The organism is Acutalibacter intestini (genome assembly GCF_034334985.1).
Classification (GTDB): Bacteria; Bacillota; Clostridia; order Oscillospirales; family Acutalibacteraceae; genus Acutalibacter; species Acutalibacter intestini.
Window position 1 is genome coordinate 84,402 of record NZ_JAWXXL010000002.1, and the last position, 18,192, is coordinate 102,593.

Annotated in this window: 13 protein-coding genes; 10 read left to right on the forward strand and 3 right to left on the reverse strand. The window is 53.9% G+C overall.

All coding sequences use genetic code 11. The annotated features are described in order from the left end of the window. Positions 1–487: 487 nt before the first annotated feature. Entirely contained in the window at positions 488–1,312 is an 825-nt protein-coding gene (locus tag U8U68_RS02740; RefSeq protein ID WP_322199324.1) for a hypothetical protein, read from the forward strand. Between the two features lie 202 nt (positions 1,313–1,514). Here the strand turns inward: U8U68_RS02740 and U8U68_RS02745 are convergent, their stop codons facing one another. Both U8U68_RS02745 and U8U68_RS02750 read right to left on the reverse strand, forming a co-directional pair. Then, positions 1,515–3,176, reverse strand: a complete 1,662-nt coding sequence (locus U8U68_RS02745) for a putative ABC exporter domain-containing protein (protein WP_322199325.1) — start codon at positions 3,174–3,176, stop codon at positions 1,515–1,517. After that, a complete protein-coding gene (locus U8U68_RS02750) occupies positions 3,173–3,871 on the reverse strand; it encodes an ABC transporter ATP-binding protein (RefSeq protein ID WP_322199326.1) in 699 nt (232 codons plus the stop codon). The genes U8U68_RS02745 and U8U68_RS02750 overlap by 4 nt, the downstream gene beginning before the upstream one ends. A gap of 300 nt (positions 3,872–4,171) precedes the next feature. Here U8U68_RS02750 and U8U68_RS02755 point away from each other — a divergent pair, with 300 nt between their 5' ends. Next, positions 4,172–4,399 (forward strand): helix-turn-helix domain-containing protein, encoded by a 228-nt coding sequence (locus U8U68_RS02755; protein WP_322199327.1) that lies wholly within the window; start codon positions 4,172–4,174, stop codon positions 4,397–4,399. A 128-nt stretch (positions 4,400–4,527) separates the two neighbouring features. On the opposite strand, the gene U8U68_RS02760 is transcribed toward U8U68_RS02755, so the two are convergent. After that, positions 4,528–5,859, reverse strand: coding sequence for a hemolysin family protein (locus tag U8U68_RS02760; protein ID WP_322199328.1), 1,332 nt, complete (start codon positions 5,857–5,859; stop codon positions 4,528–4,530). Positions 5,860–6,235: 376 nt separating this feature from the next. On the opposite strand from U8U68_RS02760, the gene nifJ reads away from it, so the two are divergent. The 8 genes from nifJ (at position 6,236) to U8U68_RS02800 (ending at position 17,949) form a co-directional block, all read left to right on the forward strand. After that, the gene (gene nifJ / locus U8U68_RS02765) at positions 6,236–9,907 is read left to right on the forward strand and encodes a pyruvate:ferredoxin (flavodoxin) oxidoreductase (RefSeq protein ID WP_322199329.1); all 3,672 of its coding nucleotides are present in this window, start codon (positions 6,236–6,238) and stop codon (positions 9,905–9,907) included. Positions 9,908–10,532: 625 nt separating this feature from the next. Then, positions 10,533–12,026: an NAD(P)H-hydrate dehydratase gene (locus U8U68_RS02770; protein WP_322199330.1), complete on the forward strand. Its 1,494-nt coding sequence runs from the start codon at positions 10,533–10,535 to the stop codon at positions 12,024–12,026. Between the two features lie 83 nt (positions 12,027–12,109). After that, positions 12,110–13,756: a putative ABC transporter permease gene (locus U8U68_RS02775; RefSeq protein WP_322199331.1), complete on the forward strand. Its 1,647-nt coding sequence runs from the start codon at positions 12,110–12,112 to the stop codon at positions 13,754–13,756. Between the two features lie 49 nt (positions 13,757–13,805). Then, complete coding sequence (locus U8U68_RS02780) at positions 13,806–14,276, forward strand: hypothetical protein (RefSeq protein WP_322199332.1); 471 nt, start codon at positions 13,806–13,808, stop codon at positions 14,274–14,276. A gap of 233 nt (positions 14,277–14,509) precedes the next feature. Then, positions 14,510–15,028 carry a CarD family transcriptional regulator gene (locus U8U68_RS02785; protein WP_322199333.1) on the forward strand — a complete coding sequence of 173 codons (519 nt, stop codon included), beginning with the start codon at positions 14,510–14,512 and terminating at the stop codon, positions 15,026–15,028. A 154-nt stretch (positions 15,029–15,182) separates the two neighbouring features. Beyond that, complete coding sequence (locus U8U68_RS02790) at positions 15,183–16,208, forward strand: zinc-dependent alcohol dehydrogenase (protein WP_322199334.1); 1,026 nt, start codon at positions 15,183–15,185, stop codon at positions 16,206–16,208. Continuing rightward, complete coding sequence (locus U8U68_RS02795; protein ID WP_322199335.1) at positions 16,195–17,028, forward strand: TrmH family RNA methyltransferase; 834 nt, start codon at positions 16,195–16,197, stop codon at positions 17,026–17,028. The genes U8U68_RS02790 and U8U68_RS02795 overlap by 14 nt, the downstream gene beginning before the upstream one ends. A gap of 345 nt (positions 17,029–17,373) precedes the next feature. Continuing rightward, positions 17,374–17,949: a hypothetical protein gene (locus tag U8U68_RS02800; RefSeq protein WP_322199336.1), complete on the forward strand. Its 576-nt coding sequence runs from the start codon at positions 17,374–17,376 to the stop codon at positions 17,947–17,949. The last annotated feature ends 243 nt before the right edge of the window (positions 17,950–18,192 follow it).

The window sequence follows — 18,192 nt, forward strand, 5'->3', positions numbered from 1 at the left end:
CCCCGGCATATACTTATGCTGGGACAGGGGGAAAACTTCACGGTTTTACTCCTGCGGTGCCACCCGGCTTGACGTATCAAACGTCCTCTCAACGCGTACTACCATACGCTGGCTTTGGTAACGGAGCGCCGCTCCGGCTCCCCTACTCGACAGCCGCTGGTATAAAACTGCACTATATTTCTCCACAATTTCCCAGCTGTCCTTTCGGATCGCCCTCAAAAGCCCATTCAGCTAAACATTCCCCGCCCCGGTCCCACCAAATCCGCAGCTCTCTGACGACACCATATCTGGTCTCTCTGAGTACCTGTATAGCCTACTTACACTTTCTCAAAGGTTTATGAGAGTAATTATACAGGCTAGGCGGAGAATTGTCAAGAGGAACTTGAATTTTTTTGAGGAAGCCACTGTGTCTATCCCTTTTTCTATTGATTTTTCCAAAAAACTGGTTATAATATAGTTACTAGTATGCAATACAGAGGTGTTTTTGATGATTAGTCCCATTTCCTTCTCCTCTAGAGTAAACCCCATCTACAACAATGGATATAATCTAAATGTCCAGGCTGCTGGCCGCACTTTGGGAGTGGCCCAGGGGCGTGCCGCTATGCCCGAAACACCTGTTACCCCTGTACACCCCACCCCGGTGGTCAGCATTAACACCGCTCAGCCGCGCACAGACCTCTCTTCTCCCATGTGGGTGGATTCCTACCCCCGGGAACAGGCCAACCGCTCTCGGGTGCAGTACCTTTTGCCCCAGGCCTACCAAGAAACCAGTGCGCAGCCTAACACGCCGGGGCAGGATCTTTCTCCTTTCCAGTGGCCCACTTTGCCCAGCGCGGCTCCTGCGGAACTGGCCGCACGAATGCGCGTCCAGTTTCCAGAGGAATCGGCTAATACTCCAGAAGTATCCCCGCAGGCCGGAGACTCTTTGTCTATAGGAGCCGAAGGCGCCCAGCGGGCTGCTGAAGAAGGCCGCTGCCAGACCTGCGAAGAGCGCAAGTACCAAGACGGTTCGGATGACAGCAGTGTTTCCTATCAGACGCCCACCCACATTGATCCAGATGCCGCCCCAGCCGCTGTGCGGGGACATGAGATGGAGCATGTTTCTCACGAGCAGGCCAAGGCCCAGCAGGAGGGCCGCAAGGTGGTAAGCCAAACCGTGACCATGCATACGGATATCTGTCCCGAGTGCGGCCGGGTGTATGTATCCGGCGGCACCACACAAACCGTAACAAAGGCTGATAGCCAGCAGCGTGCTCAGGAAGAGGAGCAGGAGGCCGAGATAAATTCGGGTACTGTGCAGGCACTGATGTGAAGGTTGAAGGGGAACCCGCCAGCATTTCTATAAAATCGTTGACATGCCGATGCCCTCGGACTCGCCGCGTAAAAATATTTTATAGTTTTTCCGCGTAAATTACTTGACATTTGCCAAAACGGGGCGCATGGCCCCAGTGTTTCTATACCTAATGAAAAAACCGAGGCCCTTCCGGGCCCCGGTTTTTTTCATGCGCTGGCCTTTAACGGCCATTATATTCAGAATATTGCAGTAGGTTGCGGCACAGGAACATTACCAGCAACGCCACAGGTATGTTGCCCAGCGTAATGCCTGCCAGCACCCCCACCACGCCAGGCAGCAGCTCTATGGCCATTACTGCAATCCCCAGGCCTACGCCGGGCAGCGCCAGAATGATCATGGCCAAAAAGTAGAAGAGCAGCATCAGCCCCTTAGACCGTACCGAGCCGAACACGCGCTCTACCAGCATATTGCCGGAAATAAACAGCAGGGCAAAAGACACCCGCGCCACTATACACATTAGCATATCCACTGGACCGAGGCCAATGATCAGCGCCACCGGCACATAAATAACCACTGCCTCGCACACGTCCGCCACCAGGTTCTCCCCAATGGCCCACAGCAGCTTCTTCAGGGGCGGCTCGGGAATCAGATAAATATAGGGCTTTGTTAGTTCCCAGTTAAAGCGGCCCGCACTTTCTGAAAAGATTTGCATATAAGTACTCATGGCGAACACGGCTACCAGTACCGCCGAAGGTTCCTCTGCCTCAAACAGGGTGTTATAAAGCATGGAACAGCCAATGATAACCAGCATAAAGATGATGGAGGTTTTGGAGAACATAAGCACCCCTGAGCGGCGGTTTTCCATCTGATGCTTGAAGAAAATCGCGCTGGCTCCCCGGCCTCTTTCCAGTCCGGTCTTTCCCAGGCGCACCTTCTTTGGGGTCATCTCGGCGGGCAGCCCCTCTTTTTTCGCGGTGATGGCGGACTGGGCCACCTCGGCGGTTTGCAGCACGTCCTCATAATAGTTATTTTTATTTTTTACCACCAAGAGCAGAGCCACCAGAAAAGCGGCGGCAATCAGCAGTGCGCAAAGCCCGGCGGTCAGCCATTCTTGGGCAAATACGCCCCCGATCAGGCCTGCCGCCCAGCCGGACACCGGGAAGAATATCCCTATGGTGGCCAAAAAGTTCGTGCCCTCTTCCAGCAAACCAGTAAACTCTGTTGTTAGCAAAAAGCCCCCTTCTTCCGACAGAGAGCCCGAAGCGCTTACCGCCAGCACCCCCGGCAGGCAGCGGGCCAACATCCAGACTACAAAACCCAAGGTGACGCCATACACGCAGTATTTCACCACGCGTCGTGCATTGTCGTTTCCGCTGCTGCGCACATAGGCCGCCATGGCACAGACTTGCCCTAAAAACAGGCTAAGCCCATAGCCCAAAACAATGAATATCAGGTGCCCATATTCCACCCCATAGAGCCCATGCATCCAGTTGTACTGGAACAGCAGGAAGAATCCCAGCAGCAGCGAGAGCCCCAGCTGCCGGAACAGCCCATAGAACAGCACTTTGTTGGGCCGCAGGGGGGACGGAAACAATACGCTTACATCCGAAAGGGTAAACATGGGGTAGTTCCCCGCGCCACCGTTGACGCCGTTTATAAAAGTTATCAAAAACATCAAGCTATAGAACAACACCATAATAGCCGTCAGCTCCTGAAGCGGCCGCAGCTCTAAGTGTTCCGCATTGGTCTGTCCCCCAATGGTAGAGAGAACCAGCGCGGCGGCGATAAATATTATGTAAATCAGTTTGGCCGGATGCTTTACCGCCTCTTTTAGCTGGTTCTTCAGCTTCACAGCCGTTAGGTACATCAGCGGGCTCTTCATGCCCCCACCCCGCCTTCTGTAATCTGGAAGAACAGCTCTTCCAAAGACTGCCCCTCGCTGCCGTCGTTGATCTTGGTCGCCGCAAAACGGCCGTTCATCATGATATTGGCCACATCCCAATAGTCCTCTACGCTATCAATCATATGGGTACTGATCAAAACAGACGCCCCGTCATCCTTCAGCTCCCGAAAAATATTCTTTAACTCCTTAATGGCGTGGGGGTCCAGGCCCACCAAGGGTTCATCAAACACAGCCACCCGGGGCCTGTGGCACAGAGCACAGCAGATGGACAGCTTCTGCTGCATGCCTTTGGACAGTTCTTTGCCCAGCTTATCCTTTTTATCCCACAGCTCCAGGCGTTCTAAAAGCTGTTGGGAATAGGCCTCATCGTACATCTTATAGGCACGGCGGATGAACTCCAGGTGTTCTGAGACCGTCAGCAGGTCATACACCGCTGGCATCTCCGGAATATACCCCAACTGGCGCTTGGCCTCTTGGCTGGTGTTTTCCGCGCCATTGATCTCAATACGCCCGGTAAAGCGCAGCAGACCGGTGATACATTTGATAATGGTGGATTTTCCCGCGCCGTTGGGACCTAAAAGAATACCGATCTGTCCGTCTCCCACCGCAAAGCTGATATTATCGTTGGCCAAATTCTTGCCATACTTTTTCGTCACGCCGCTAATTGAAAGCATCGCATCATTCTCCCTTTTCTCAAAAAATAATCCACGTATGATATTATTATAATATCATACAACTATCCTGTCAAGCGCAATCTGCATTCCATTTCCCATTTTACGAGAAAAGCAGCCTGTGTACAAGGCCTCCACAAAAATTGTAAGAGAATCGACAGGAATGGAAACTCTTCTGCGCCACAGTGCCGCTTAGACATAATAACACATAAAACGACTTGTGTCAATCGCGTAACGTGATTGACACAAGGTTTATTCTTTTCTCCATCTCCCTACAATAGATGAGAGGGAGTGATACATTCTATGAAAGCGGAATACAAAGAACTCTATGAAAAATTTGGCCTCAATGTGGTCTACTACCGCAAACGCAAAAAGTTGACCCAATTACAGCTGGCGGAGCTGACAGACATTGACCGCAGCCATGTAAGCGCTATAGAATTGGGCAAGGTAGGGGTCTCTTTTGACGTCATTTTTAAGCTATGCCAGGTACTGGACGTCAAACCCCGGGATTTATTTGATTTCCGAGAATAGGCATAAAGAAAAAAGCCCTGCTTAAGCAAGGCTTTTTAAAACAACAAACCAATATGCAAAAATGTAGGTGTAGAGGCTATGGATGATTGGACCGATTTCGCCCGTTGGCCCAAGGCCTTTAAACCGCGCTACTCTTCTTCCTGCGCCTGCTTTTCCTTTACAATTAGCAGCCGTGCCAGCCGCTGGTCATCAATTTCCAGCACCGTGATATTCAGGCCTTCCACCAGCACCTGGGGATGCTCCCCTTCTTTTGGAATACGCCCCAGCCGGTCGGTTACCAGACCCGCTATGGTGTCATAGCCGCCTTCGGGCAGCTCCACGCCAGTTAAATTAGAAATTTCGTCAATAGAGGCGGTGCCCTCCACCGTAAACTCCGTCTCGCTTACCCTGTGAATCTCCTCCTCTTCATGGTCGTACTCGTCCTGAATATTACCCACGATGGACTCCACTAAATCTTCCAGGGTGATCAGCCCTGCGGTACCGCCATACTCGTCCACCACAATGGCGATCTGCACCTTGCGCTCGGTCATCTCTGTAAAAAGCTGGCTGCATTTTTTCGTCTCGGGAATAAAATAAGCCGGGCGCATCAGCTGGGTCATCAGGGTGCCTTGGGGCACTGGGCGGCCCACAAAGGGCAGCAGGTCCTTAACATAGCAGATTCCCACCACAGAGTCAATGTCCTCGTGATATACCGGCACCCGGGAGCAGCCGTGCTCTACCGAAAGCTCTACCACCTGCTGGGGCCCCGCGTCATCCGGTACCGCCAGAATATCCGTACGATGGGTCATGGTCTCACCGGCTGTGGTATCATTAAAGTCCAGAATATTGGCAATCATGTCCTTTTCCGTCTCCTCAATGACGCCTTTTTCCTCACCCTCGCCCACAATCTGCAAAATTTCCTCCTCAGTAACAGCATCCTCCAAGGAATGAGGATCAATGCGGAACAGGCGCAGAATGCAGTTGGCTGTAAAGTTGGCAAAGCCCAAAAAGGGCAAAACCATTCGGGTCATGGCAAAGATCAGCCGCGCGTTGCGGTAAGCAAAACGCTCAGGAGCATGACGCACCCCTTTTTTAGGCAGTAAGTCCGCAAACAGAAAAAAAACCACCAGATATGCCACCGCCGCCAAAAAACAGGCAAACGCCCCCCGCAGGCTGGAACTTTTCAGCCCGGGAAACGCGGCGTACAGCGGCCCATAAAAGGCGGCCACACAAAAGGCCAAACCAAAAATACCGCAAAACAGCAGACCGTACTGCATGGGCGATACCGCGCCAACACGGGCTTTCATGGCCTTATGCAACCGGCGGGCGCTTTTGCTGCCAGAATCCGCGTCCTTTTTCACCTGGGAAAGGGACAGGCTGTCCACAGCGGACTCTCCCGCAGCATACAACGCGGAAATTCCAAGGAATAAGATCGTCAAAAGAATCGGAACAACGGTTAAACCGTCCGGGTCGTCAGGCATAGATTTGCCTCTCCTTTCAAAATTATTGCATACTATTGTACTAGAAAACCCTGTGCTTGTCAATCATCATATCCTCAAGCCAAAGTTACCGGCCTTAAAGATGAAATGATTTTTCAGCAAACTTTTATCAAAATTGAATAGACGGCGGCCGTGCCACAGAAACCCGCGATTTTTCTATATATGCCCGTGATATGCCCGTGGAAATTTCGCAAAAGAGTCATTTTTGCCTTTACACCGCCTAAAAAAAATGGTAGAATGATATGGTAAGGGCGCAGGCGACCTCTGCGTTCATCCGTTGTGTATTTAATTTTCCCATGCATGTACACGGAGCCCCGCCGCCCGGCCCGATCACCCCAAAAGGAGGAATATCGTTAAAATGCCAAGAAAAATGAAGACCATGGATGGCAACACCGCCGCCGCGCACGTTTCCTATGCGTTCACCGACGTTGCGGCCATCTACCCCATCACCCCCTCTTCCGTGATGGCCGACGAGACCGATAAGTACGCCGCCGCCGGCCGCAAGAACCTGTTTGGCCGCGAGGTGCGCGTCACCGAGATGCAGTCTGAGGCCGGCGCTGCCGGCGCTGTGCACGGCTCTTTGGCGGCTGGCGCTCTTACCACTACCTACACCGCCTCTCAGGGCCTGTTGCTGATGATCCCTAACATGTACAAGATCGCCGGCGAACTGCTGCCCAGCGTCATCCACGTTTCCGCCCGTACCCTGGCCACCCACGCCTTGAACATCTTCGGCGACCACTCCGACGTGTACGCCTGCCGCCAGACCGGCTACGCCATGCTGTGCTCCAACTCCCCTCAGGAGGTTATGGACCTGGGCGCTGTAGCCCATCTGGCCGCTATTAAGGGAAAGGTGCCTTTCCTGCACTTCTTCGACGGTTTCCGCACTTCCCATGAGATCCAAAAGATTGAAACCTGGGACTATGAGGACCTGGGCGAAATGCTGGACTGGGACGCTGTGAACGCGTTCCGCCGCCATGCCCTGAACCCCGAGCACCCCGTGCTACGCGGCCAGGCCCAAAACGGCGACATCTTCTTCCAAGCCCGCGAGGCCTGCAACAAGTACTACGACGCTGTGCCCGAGGTGGCCGTTGAGTACATGAACAAAGTAAACGCCAAGCTGGGCACTGACTACAAGCCCTTTAACTACTACGGCGCACCTGACGCAGATAAGGTCATCATTGCTATGGGCTCCGCTTGCGAGACCATTGAAGAAGTCATTGACTACCTGATGGCCGCTGGCGAGAAGGTGGGCCTGGTGAAAGTGCACCTGTACCGTCCCTTTGTGGCCAAGTACCTCTTGGATGTGCTGCCGGAGACTGTAAAGACCATCTCCGTGCTGGACCGCACCAAGGAGCCTGGATCCATCGGCGAGCCCCTGTACCTGGACGTATTGGCCGCTATCAATGGCACCAGCTTTGGCGCCTGCCCTGTGTACACCGGCCGCTACGGGCTGGGCAGCAAGGACACCAAGCCCAGCGACATTATTGCCGTATACCGCAACATGGAGAGCGCCGAACCCAAAAAGCGCTTCACCATTGGCATTGTGGACGATGTGACCCACCTGTCTTTGGAAGTCAAGGAAGATCCCGATACCGCTCCCGCTGGCACCACTTCCTGTAAGTTCTGGGGCCTGGGCTCCGACGGTACTGTGGGCGCCAACAAGAACTCCATCAAGATCATTGGCGACCATACCGACATGTATGCTCAGGGCTACTTTGACTATGATTCCAAGAAGTCCGGCGGCCTGACCATCTCTCACCTGCGCTTTGGCCACACACCCATTAAGTCCACCTACTATATCTCTAAGGCGGACTTCGTGGCCTGCTCCAACCCCGCGTACCTGGACACCTACGATATGGTTCAGGACTTGAAAAAGGGCGGCAGCTTCCTGCTGAACTGCGCCTGGGACGACGCCGAGCTGAACGAGCGCCTGCCCGGCAAGGTGAAGAAGTTCATTGCCGAGAACGACATCAATCTCTACACCATCGACGGCTTCAAGATTGGCAAAGAGATTGGCCTGGGTACCCGCATCAATACCGTGCTTCAGTCCGCTTTCTTCTCCATTGCCAAGATTATCCCCGAAGAGGACGCTATCCAATATATGAAGGACGCCGCCACCAAATCCTATAGCAGGAAGGGCGACGCCATTGTTAAGATGAACCACGACGCCATTGACCGGGGCGCTACCGGCTATGTAAAGGTCAACGTGCCCGAAGCCTGGAAGAGCGCCGAGGACAACTCTGTGAAGAAGGTGGCCACCGGCAGCCGTCAGGATCTGGTGGATTACGTGAACAACGTGGTATTCCCTGTGAACACCTTCCACGGCAAGGACCTGCCCGTTTCCACCTTTGAGCAGTATGCCGACGGCACCTCTCCCCAGGGTACCGCCGCCTACGAGAAGCGCGGCGTTGCTGTGGACGTTCCCGAGTGGATTCCCGAGAACTGCATCCAGTGCAACCAGTGTTCCTATGTGTGCCCCCACGCGGTAATCCGTCCCATCGCTATGACCGACGAAGAACTGGCCGCCGCCCCAGAGGGCACCAAGAGCAAGCCCATGACCGGCGTGCCCGGCATGCACTTTGCCATGGTCATCTCTACTTTGGACTGCACCGGATGCGGCAGCTGCGTAAGTACCTGCCCTGCCAAGACCAAGGCTTTGCAGATGGCCCCCATCGACTCTCAGCGTCCCCAGCAGGCTGTATTTAATTATGGCATCGACCTGCCCGCCAAGGAGGCTGTGGCCGAGAAGTTTAAGGAGACCTCTGTCAAGGGCAGCCAGTTCAAGCAGCCCCTGCTTGAGTTCTCCGGCGCCTGCGGCGGCTGCGGCGAGACTCCTTACGCCAAGCTGGCCACCCAGCTCTTTGGCGACAAGATGTTCATCGCCAACGCCACCGGCTGCTCCTCTATCTGGGGCGGCTCCGCGCCCGCCACTCCCTACACCGTCAACAAGAAAGGCCACGGTCCTGCCTGGGAGAACTCCCTGTTTGAGGACAACGCCGAGTTTGGCCTGGGCATGTGCCTGGCCCAGAACGCGGTGCGCGGCCGTCTGGCTGAGCTCACCGAGAAGCTCATTGCCGTAGACTATGTGGAGCAGGAAGTGAAGGACACCGGTAAAGCCTGGTTGGAAACCATGCAGGACAGCAAGACCAACGGGCCTGCCGCCCAGGCGTTTATTGCCGCCCTGGAATACAGCCGCGCCTCTATTGACTGGACCATTAACTTCTGTAAGTCCGAGGACGCCGTCAAGGCGTTCGGCAGCAAGGAAGCCGCTGACAAGATGTTGGCCCATCATGAGGCCCGCAAGGCTGCCGGCGACCAGTATTGCGACTGCGAGGCCTGCACCCTGTGCAACGAGATTCTGAAGGATAAAGACTATCTGGCCAAGAAGTCCGTCTGGATTCTGGGCGGCGACGGCTGGGCCTATGACATCGGCTTCGGCGGTCTGGACCATGCCCTGGCCTCCGGCGAGAACATCAACGTGCTGGTATTCGACACCGAGGTGTACTCCAACACCGGCGGGCAGGCCAGCAAGTCCACCCCCTGCGGCTCTGTTGCTCAGTTTGCCGCCACTGGCAAGGCCCAGAAGAAGAAGGACCTGGCCGCTATTGCCATGAGCTACGGCTATGTATATGTAGCTCAGGTGGCCATGGGCGCAGACATGAACCAGTGCATCAAGGCCTTCCACGAGGCCGAGAGCTACAACGGCCCCTCTATCATCCTGGCTTATGCTCCCTGCATCAACCATGGTATCAAGGGCGGCATGGGAATTTCTCAGCTTGAGGAGAAGAAAGCTGTGGCCGCTGGTTACTGGCACAACTTCCGCTTTGACCCCCGTCGGGCCGACGCGGGCGAGAATCCCTTCCAGCTGGACAGCAAGGAGCCTTCCGCCTCTTACCGCGACTTCATTATGGGCGAAGTGCGCTATAACAGCCTGACCCGTGCTTTCCCAGAGCGCGCCGAGAAGCTGTTTGCCAACGCCGAGAAGTATGCCGAGGAGAAATACGCCAAGCTGAAGAAGATGGCTGAGTAATTCGGCTTAGAACGATTTGTAATATTTGCAAGGTCCGGCGCGGCATCTGGCTACGCCGGACCTTGTTTTTAGAAAGCGGAAGCGCCCTACAGGAGGCGGCCTAGGCCGATGGTTCGCTGAAAAGTGCGTAAGTAAAAGTTTTGTCAACCTTTTCAAAGGTTGTGGGGGGGCAAAGTCCCCAAGGTCTTGCTAAAGACCTAAACTTAGTTTAAATGCCCGAAGGGCCTAGGGCTTGTTTGAAAATAGAGGAAATGACGAATTTTGGGCCAGAAGGGGACAATTTCAAGGAGAAGAACCGCTGTAGTTAGCTGCGCTAACTACGGCACTCTGGCGATTGACGAGGATTTTCGACGTAGAAAGTGGCCTCTTCTGGCAAAAAAGACGACGTTTTCGATTTTTCAAACAAGCCCTAAGAGCATTTTCTTTAAAAATGCTCTTAAAGGCTATATGCACGTTTTGGCCTCCGGCGCTGAGGGCGCTGCCCCCGTCCCCTGCCACCTTTGAAAAGGTGGACGAAACTTCTGCTTACGTACCTGAAAGCTTATCGGGCGTTTTCAGCATTTGGAGGGGCTTATGGTTTTCGCTTTCTCCTGTTCTGCCTATTTTTTTGAAAGGTCGTACTTCAATGAAACTCTTCTCAAAATCCGAAATGCAGGCCCTGGAGTCCGCCGCCGAAGCCGCTGGGGTCTCCCTCTTTCAAATGATGGAGTCCGCCGGTTCCGCTTTGGCGGACTTGGCTCAAGAAGTCTTTCCCCTCCTCCCCCAGCCTGTGGTACTGCTGTGCGGCAAAGGCAACAACGGCGGAGATGGCTTTGTGTGTGCCCGCCGCTTATGCCAAGACGGGATTGCCTGCATGGTCGTGCTGGTCCAAGGCCCACCCGCCACGGACCTAGCCCGGGCCGCCTTTTCAGCCCTGCCCAATAAGATTCCTGTCTTAACCCAGCCGAACCAGGCAGAAGCCGCTCTCTCTACCGCTGGTTTGGTGATAGACTGCGTCTACGGCTTTGGCTTTCGGGGTGAGCTGGACCCTGCTGCTGCCCGGCTTCTCTCCTACGCCAACGGCGTTCCCTGTCCCCGCCTTTCCGCCGACCTGCCCAGCGGCGTGGAATGCGACACCGGCCGGGCCTCTCCTCACAGCTTCCGCGCGGACATAACTCTGGCCTTTACAGCCCAAAAAATTGCCCATCAAAGCTATCCCGCTAAAGAATTCTGCGGCCAGGTAAAAGTTTGCCAGGTGGGTGTACCAGGGGCTCTGCTGTGTTCTGCCAAAACCCGCGCTTGCCTGACCAACGCCCTGTTGGCCAAGAACACCTTAAAACCTCCGGGGATCCAGGCTAATAAGGGCAGCCAGGGCCGGCTGCTGCTGGTGGCTGGCAGCTATGGCATGGCCGGGGCCTGTATGATGGCGGCACGGGCCGCGCTGCGCTGTGGGGTGGGCCTCTTGGACATTGCCGTGGAGCAAAGCTTATATCCCGTCCTAGCCGCCGCCATACCAGAGGCCGTGTTCACCGTATACACCCGGGAAAACGCCAGGGAGCAGCTCATTGCCGCCCTGGGCCGCTGCACCGCCTGTGTCGTGGGCTGTGGTCTGGGGGAACTGGCGGCCCTGGTGTGCCCCATTATTTTCGGCGCCTGTACCAAGCCCCTTCTCATCGACGCCGATGGACTGAACTACTGCGCCCAGGCTGGCCTGACCAGGCTCTCGTCCCCCATTGTGCTCACGCCCCACCCCGGAGAGATGGCCAGGCTGTGCAAAAGTACGGTTCCAGAGGTTCAGGCACAGCGTATTCCCATTGCTCAATCCCTATCTAAAGAGAGCGGGGCCGTTGTGCTGCTAAAGGGCGCGGCCACAGTAATAGCCGGACCAGATAGCCAACTGGCCCTGAATTCCACCGGAAATCCCGGAATGGCCAAAGGCGGCAGCGGCGACGTACTATCGGGCATCATTGGTTCGCTGCTGGCCCAGGGGGTCCACAGTTTTCAGGCCGCGGCAGTGGGCGCGTGGCTTCACGGCAAAGCGGGAGATCTATGCCAAAAGAGCCTTTCCCCCCGAGCCATGCTGCCCACCGATCTAATTGAAATGTTGCCAGAAATATTTAAGAAAACTGAAAGGCTATAGAACTTTACTTTACTGCCCCCTTCTGATAAAATAGCATTCATAAAGAAAGTTACCACCTGATTTAAGGAGTTGTATCATTTAGCATGGCTTACACATATTTATGGTGCTTTTTTATCTACGCCTTTTTGGGCTGGTGCGGCGAGGTTCTCTACGCGGCGGCCATTGAACGGCGCTTTGTCAACCGCGGCTTCCTCAGCGGCCCGGTCTGCCCCATCTACGGGCTGGGCGTAGTACTCATTTCTTATGTGATGAGGCCCTTTGGCGGTAACCTGGCGGCCCTGATGCTGGGCTCCATTGTGTTGGGTTCCGCGCTTGAATGGCTGGCCGGATACCTACTGGAAAAAATTTTCCGTCAAAAATGGTGGGACTACTCTGACGAGCCCCATAACCTTAACGGCTATATTTGTCTTAAATTCTCCATGTTATGGGGAGTGGCCGGAGCCATTGTGGTACGGTTTGTCACCCCGGCCACTGGGCGGATGGTCAGCCATATCCCGCTTACGGTGGGATGGGTCATTCTGGCTGTGCTTTTGGCTCTGCTCACCGCCGACTTAGCTGTGACTGTGGTATCCATTATCGGCTTAAATTGTAAGCTGCGTATGCTGGAGTATGTCTCCGCCCGGCTGAAAGAGGGCTCTGATAAGCTGGGCGAGTCCCTGTTCCAGCATGCCTCCGCCACCCAGGGAGCTACCGCCGCCATCTCAAAAAGGACTGCCAAATGGCAGCTTGATCCCGAGCATTTGCGGGAGAAATATGAGCAGTATCTGCGGTCTAACATCCTGCACCGCCGGCTCTTAAAGGCCTTTCCAAATCTGCGCTCTCTTCGTCATAACGAACAGCTGACCGCCCTACAGGAGAGTATCGACGTGTTCCGCCGCAAATCGAAAGATGCCCAGCGCCGCCGGAACGAGGCCGCCATTGCCGCCTATGAGGACCACCTGCCGGAAGGAGCGGAAAAGCCTTTTGCTTATAAAATCTGTTATGAAAAGCTTTTCTGGATCTTCATGGCGGGCAATGTGGTCGGCTGCGTACTGGAGACTATCTATGCCCTGATCGTTCCGCCCCACCAGTTCGAGCTGCGAGTGAGTGTGGTGATTGGTCCCTTTATTCTGGTATACGGCTTTGGGGCGGTGGCTATCACCCTATTCCTGCGGCGGATGTATAACCAGCGTGATGTGCTGATCTTTTTTGCCAGCATGGTCATTGGGGCCAGTTTTGAATATTTTTGCAGCTTTGTGCAGCAAGCGGCCTTTGGCACGGTATCTTGGGAGTACAGCGACTCCTTCTTAAACCTGGGTGGCCGCACCAACCTGATGTACTCTTTTTTCTGGGGAATTCTCGGCATGGTTTGGGTAAAAGACCTGTACCCAGTGGTCTCGCGCAGCTTAGAGAAGATCCCCAAAAAGCTGGGCCGCGGCCTTACCATTTTCTTCACGATTTTTATGGTTGCTGATATGGCCCTGTCTGCGGCAGCTGTGCTTCGCCAGCAGGCCCGAGCCCAAGGCAGACCCGCCGGAAACCCGGTGGAAATCATGTTGGACCGGATCTTTTCAGACGATGTAATGGAGTTGATCTACCCTCACATGCAGTATGTAGGCAAGCCCAAACCCCCGGAAGAGGTTTTCAAGGAGAAAAATCTTCTATTTGAAGTTCCAGGAAATCACCCCGCGCTGGCAGCGCAAAAAAGCCAAGAGTTTTTTGGCAGTTTGGAGCTGGAATTTCTTCCATAATCCAGCTGTCCTCGCCAGAATTATAGAAAATAGGAAAGAAGGTGTTCGTATGATTTCATGCCCTGTCTGCAAAACTGTAAATCCAGACCAGTCTGCCACCTGCCAGCAGTGTGGCGCTCCCCTGACCGCCCCGCCGCCCCAAGGTGCCCCTTTGCCCTACCCGTATAGTCCCCAGCCCCAGCCCCAGCCCCAGTATTTTCAAAGCGGACCCCCAGCTTTTATCCCCTCTGCCCAGCCGCCCCAGCCGCCTCTTTACTTTCGTCAGAAACGTCCTTTCACCTGGACAGACGTGGCCACTGTGTTGGGCTTTGTATCCTCCATTATGGGATTCTTCTGGGCCAGCGTAGTATTGCTGCCTTTGGGGCTGGTGGCCTCCATGTTCGGATTTCGCGGAGACAAGACCCGGGGGCTGGCTGTAGCCGGTATCGTTATTTCTGCCATTGGCCTGCTAATTAAACTCATGATCATTCTTCGTCAAGCGGCGCTTCTGCCGGACTGGTTTACAAGCGGCATCTGGTAATACCGTTTGGTATCTGACAATTTGAGCTTTTCTCTTCTCCTACATAGCTCTCTCTGTAAGTGGAAAAATCAAAAATATTTTTAAAAAAAATCATTTTTTATGAAGTTTTACTTACATTCTCCTCTTAAATGTGGTATAATAGCAGTTAGATGAAGTGTGCAGGCCGCTGGTTATGCTGGCGGCAGCCATAAGAGGAACTATGGAGGACCTTTTTTCGGTCAGAGAGGAAAATCATGTATCAAATTGGCGAACTCGTGCAATACGGCAGTACAGGAGTATGCAGGATTAGCGAGATCAAACCGCAAACACTGCCCAATTCAGAAGAAGAGCGGCTTTACTATGTGTTGGTGCCTCTTTATAAGGCCTGTGTTATCTCAGTGCCCGTTGACTCAGATAAGGTCTTTATGCGGCCCATCATCACCCGAGAGGAGGCTGAACGGTTGATCCGCCTTATCCCCACCCTACAGTTTCCAGCTTATCACAACCGTGCCGCCAAAGAGCTGGCGGGACATTATGATACCCTTCTGAAAAGCCATAGCTGTGAGGACTGGATTCAGCTGACCATGTCCATTTACTCCAAAAAGCAGGATCAGCTTAGCAAAAAGCGCCGGTTTGGCAGTGTAGACGAACGTTTTTTAAAGCAGGCGGAGGACCTGCTTTTCGGCGAGTTCGCCGCTGCGCTGGAGATTCCAAGAGAAGAGGTGCAGGGCTACATTGCCTCTAAAGTAGAGAGTCTAAAACAGGCTGGTTAGAGGCAGCGCCTTGGCCCTGAAAAATTGGCCGGCAGTTTGACGTACGCTTTGTAAGACCGAGCTTGTGAAACCATGAATTATTTCTTAAATTTTTACCAGCCTGCTACTTTTAGCGGGCTGGCTTTGTATCATAAAATTTATAGGAGGCATTTTTATGCTGCAACAAGTGATGACCGCTCCCGGCGCCATTACGTTTCAGGAAGTTCCTATCCCGCAGCCCCAGGAAGGACAGGTTCTTATCAAAATCATGGAAATCGGCGTATGTGGTTCCGACATCCACGTGTACCATGGCGAACATCCATTTACCAGTTATCCGGTCACCCAAGGCCACGAGGTCTCTGGTCTGGTAGAAAAACTGGGCCCTGGTGTTACCGGTCTTTCCCTGGGCCAAAAGGTCACCATCCAGCCTCAGGTGGTCTGCGGCCAGTGCTGGCCCTGCCGTAACGGCAAATACAATCTCTGCGAAAACCTAAAGGTCATGGGTTTCCAAACTACCGGTATGGCCTCTCATTACTTCGCGGTGGATGCGGAAAAGATCACCCCGCTGCCCGACAGCATGAGTCTGGAAGAGGGCGCTATGATCGAACCCCTGGCCGTGGCCGTTCACGCGGTGCGCCGGGCCGGGGACATTGCCGGCAAGGACGTCTGTGTGCTGGGCGCGGGGCCTATTGGTCTCTTGGTGGCCCAGGCCGCCAAAGGCATGGGCGCGGGCCGGGTGATGATTACAGACATAAGCGCCCTGCGGCTAGAAAAGGCCAAAGAATGCGGCATAGACTTTCCTGTTAACACGAAAGAAACCGGTTTTGGCGAAGCCTTAGTCCAGTATTTTGGCCCGGACAAGTGTGACGTGATCTACGACTGCGCCGGAAACAATATCACTATGGGCCAGGCCATCGCCCACGCCCGCAAGGGCAGTACTCTCATTTTGGTGGCCGTGTTTGCCGGCATGGCCACGGTGGACCTAGCTGTGCTTAACGACCATGAGCTGGACCTGAACACCAGCATGATGTATCGCAGCGAGGACTATGAAACCGCCATCCAACTGGCCAGCCAGGGCAAGGTCCGGCTGCTGCCCCTGCTCAGCAGGCGCTTCCCCTTTGCCCAGTACTTAGAGGCTTATCAGTACATAGACTCCCACCGGGAGTCTACCATGAAGGTGCTCATTGATGTACAAGAATAATCGAGTGCATGATATTTTTAGCCAGGACGCGGATTTTCAGAAATTTCAAGTCCTCAAGACCAATCGTAACAAGCGCCACCGATACGGCGAATTCTTTGTGGAAGGGGTACGGAACCTGAACCAGGCGGTAGAAAATGGCTGGCAAGTTGCCTCCTTTCTCTACGCTTGGGACCGGCAGCTCTCTGGGTGGGCAAAAGACATGCTGGCCCGTGTGCCCACCCAGCAGAATTTCCGGCTAAGTGGGCCCCTGCTGGACCAGCTTAGCAGTAAGGAGGACAGCTCGGAGCTGATGGCGGTGGTGAAGATGCGTCCCGCCGACTTGAGCCTGTTCAAGCCCACCCGGCCCAATCCCCTGTGGGTGCTGTTTGACCGCCCCTCCAACCGGGGAAACCTTGGCACTCTGCTGCGCTCCATGGACGGCTTTGGGGCAGACGGGCTCATCCTCACCGGCCACGGCGTGGACCTGTACGACCCGGATGTAGTCTCGGCTACCATGGGCTCCTTTTTCCGGGTCCCGGCGGTGCAGGCAGAGAACGCCGATGTAATGGCTTTTATCGCCCAAATGCGGGAGTCCTGCCCGGGGTTCGCTACCATCGGTACCACGGCCCACAGGGAACATCCCATCTATCAGGCCAACCTAACAGGCCCACTGCTGTTGATGCTGGGCAACGAGACCGACGGCCTGAGCTACGCCTATAAGCAGAGCTGCGACCATCTGTGCACCATCCCCATGGCGGAGAAGAGCTCGGCCAGTTCCTTCAATGTAGCTTGCGCGGGGACGGTACTGCTGTATGAGGCGGCACGGCAGCGTCTGATATAGTTTAGTTGAATTTCAGCTTTGTCAAGCACCAACTGTGTTTACTGCACAGCGCATGTAATTAAGGAAGAGCCCCCTCACCGGTGAGGGGGCTCTTTTCACAGGACCTACAGCAGCATGATGCCTGCCGTTGTCCACACTTAATATCCACCAACTCCACAGGTGCTTTGTGATAGAGATGATGATTTATGTTCCAGGATAAAAATACTTAAAGTCCTTTTATTTGGAACCGCCTAGATAAAACTAGAAGCTTTTATTAATTATATTTCCTTTTTAGAATTGATTTTTCTCCCTATTTGTTATATAATCAACTTAAGATCATAGGCATAGTGGAAAGGAGAAATTTTCATGAAGAAATTGGTTTCAATGATGCTTGCCCTAACCTTTGCCGCGTCATGTGCCGCGCCGGCTTTTGCAGCGCCAGCGCCTTTGCTTTCCGAAACAGAAACTGTACCGGAATACGCGACTCAGGCCGCTGTGGGCATGACAGAGGCCGAAATTCAGGAATATGCCCACATGGACATAGACACCGCTGTGAATGAGCTGAAAGCAAAGATTCTCTCTGCCAGAAACAGCTTTATTTGGAGCACGGATTGGTATGATGAGAGATATTGCGGCGGGGCCTCTTATGGCTCTATCGACGACCCAGAGGGCACAGCAGTGGCTCTTCCAGCTTTTCATGACCTTTTCCCTGCTGATTGGGTTAACCCTGGACCAGAAGAACGTGCTATTCTAGAATCAGCTAAGGAGGCCATTCTTCCTAAAACCCAAGCTGAAAAACGGTACTATGCTTATCTCAATCAAGATAAGGCTGTGCAAAGTTTAAAAGACAAAATTATCACTGCTCGAAATGAATTGATTTACCGCCAGGACTGGGCCGCAGACGGCTATACCGTTTACTGTGTTGACCCTACCACAGGGTGAATCTGAACTACTTCCAGCATTTAGCGATTTGTTCCCTGGCTGGGATTTGCCAGTAGAACCCATTTCTAACGAAATTCCTGTAGATAATGAGGGGATTTCTCCGCAATCCATTACAAGAATTCTATACGGGAGATTAAATATTCCTCCTGCTAGAAACGGCGTTACAGTTTCCCCTATCGGACAGGCCATTCCTACCTATGGGTACAGATGGATAAGAATATATGGCACGAATTATGAAAACAC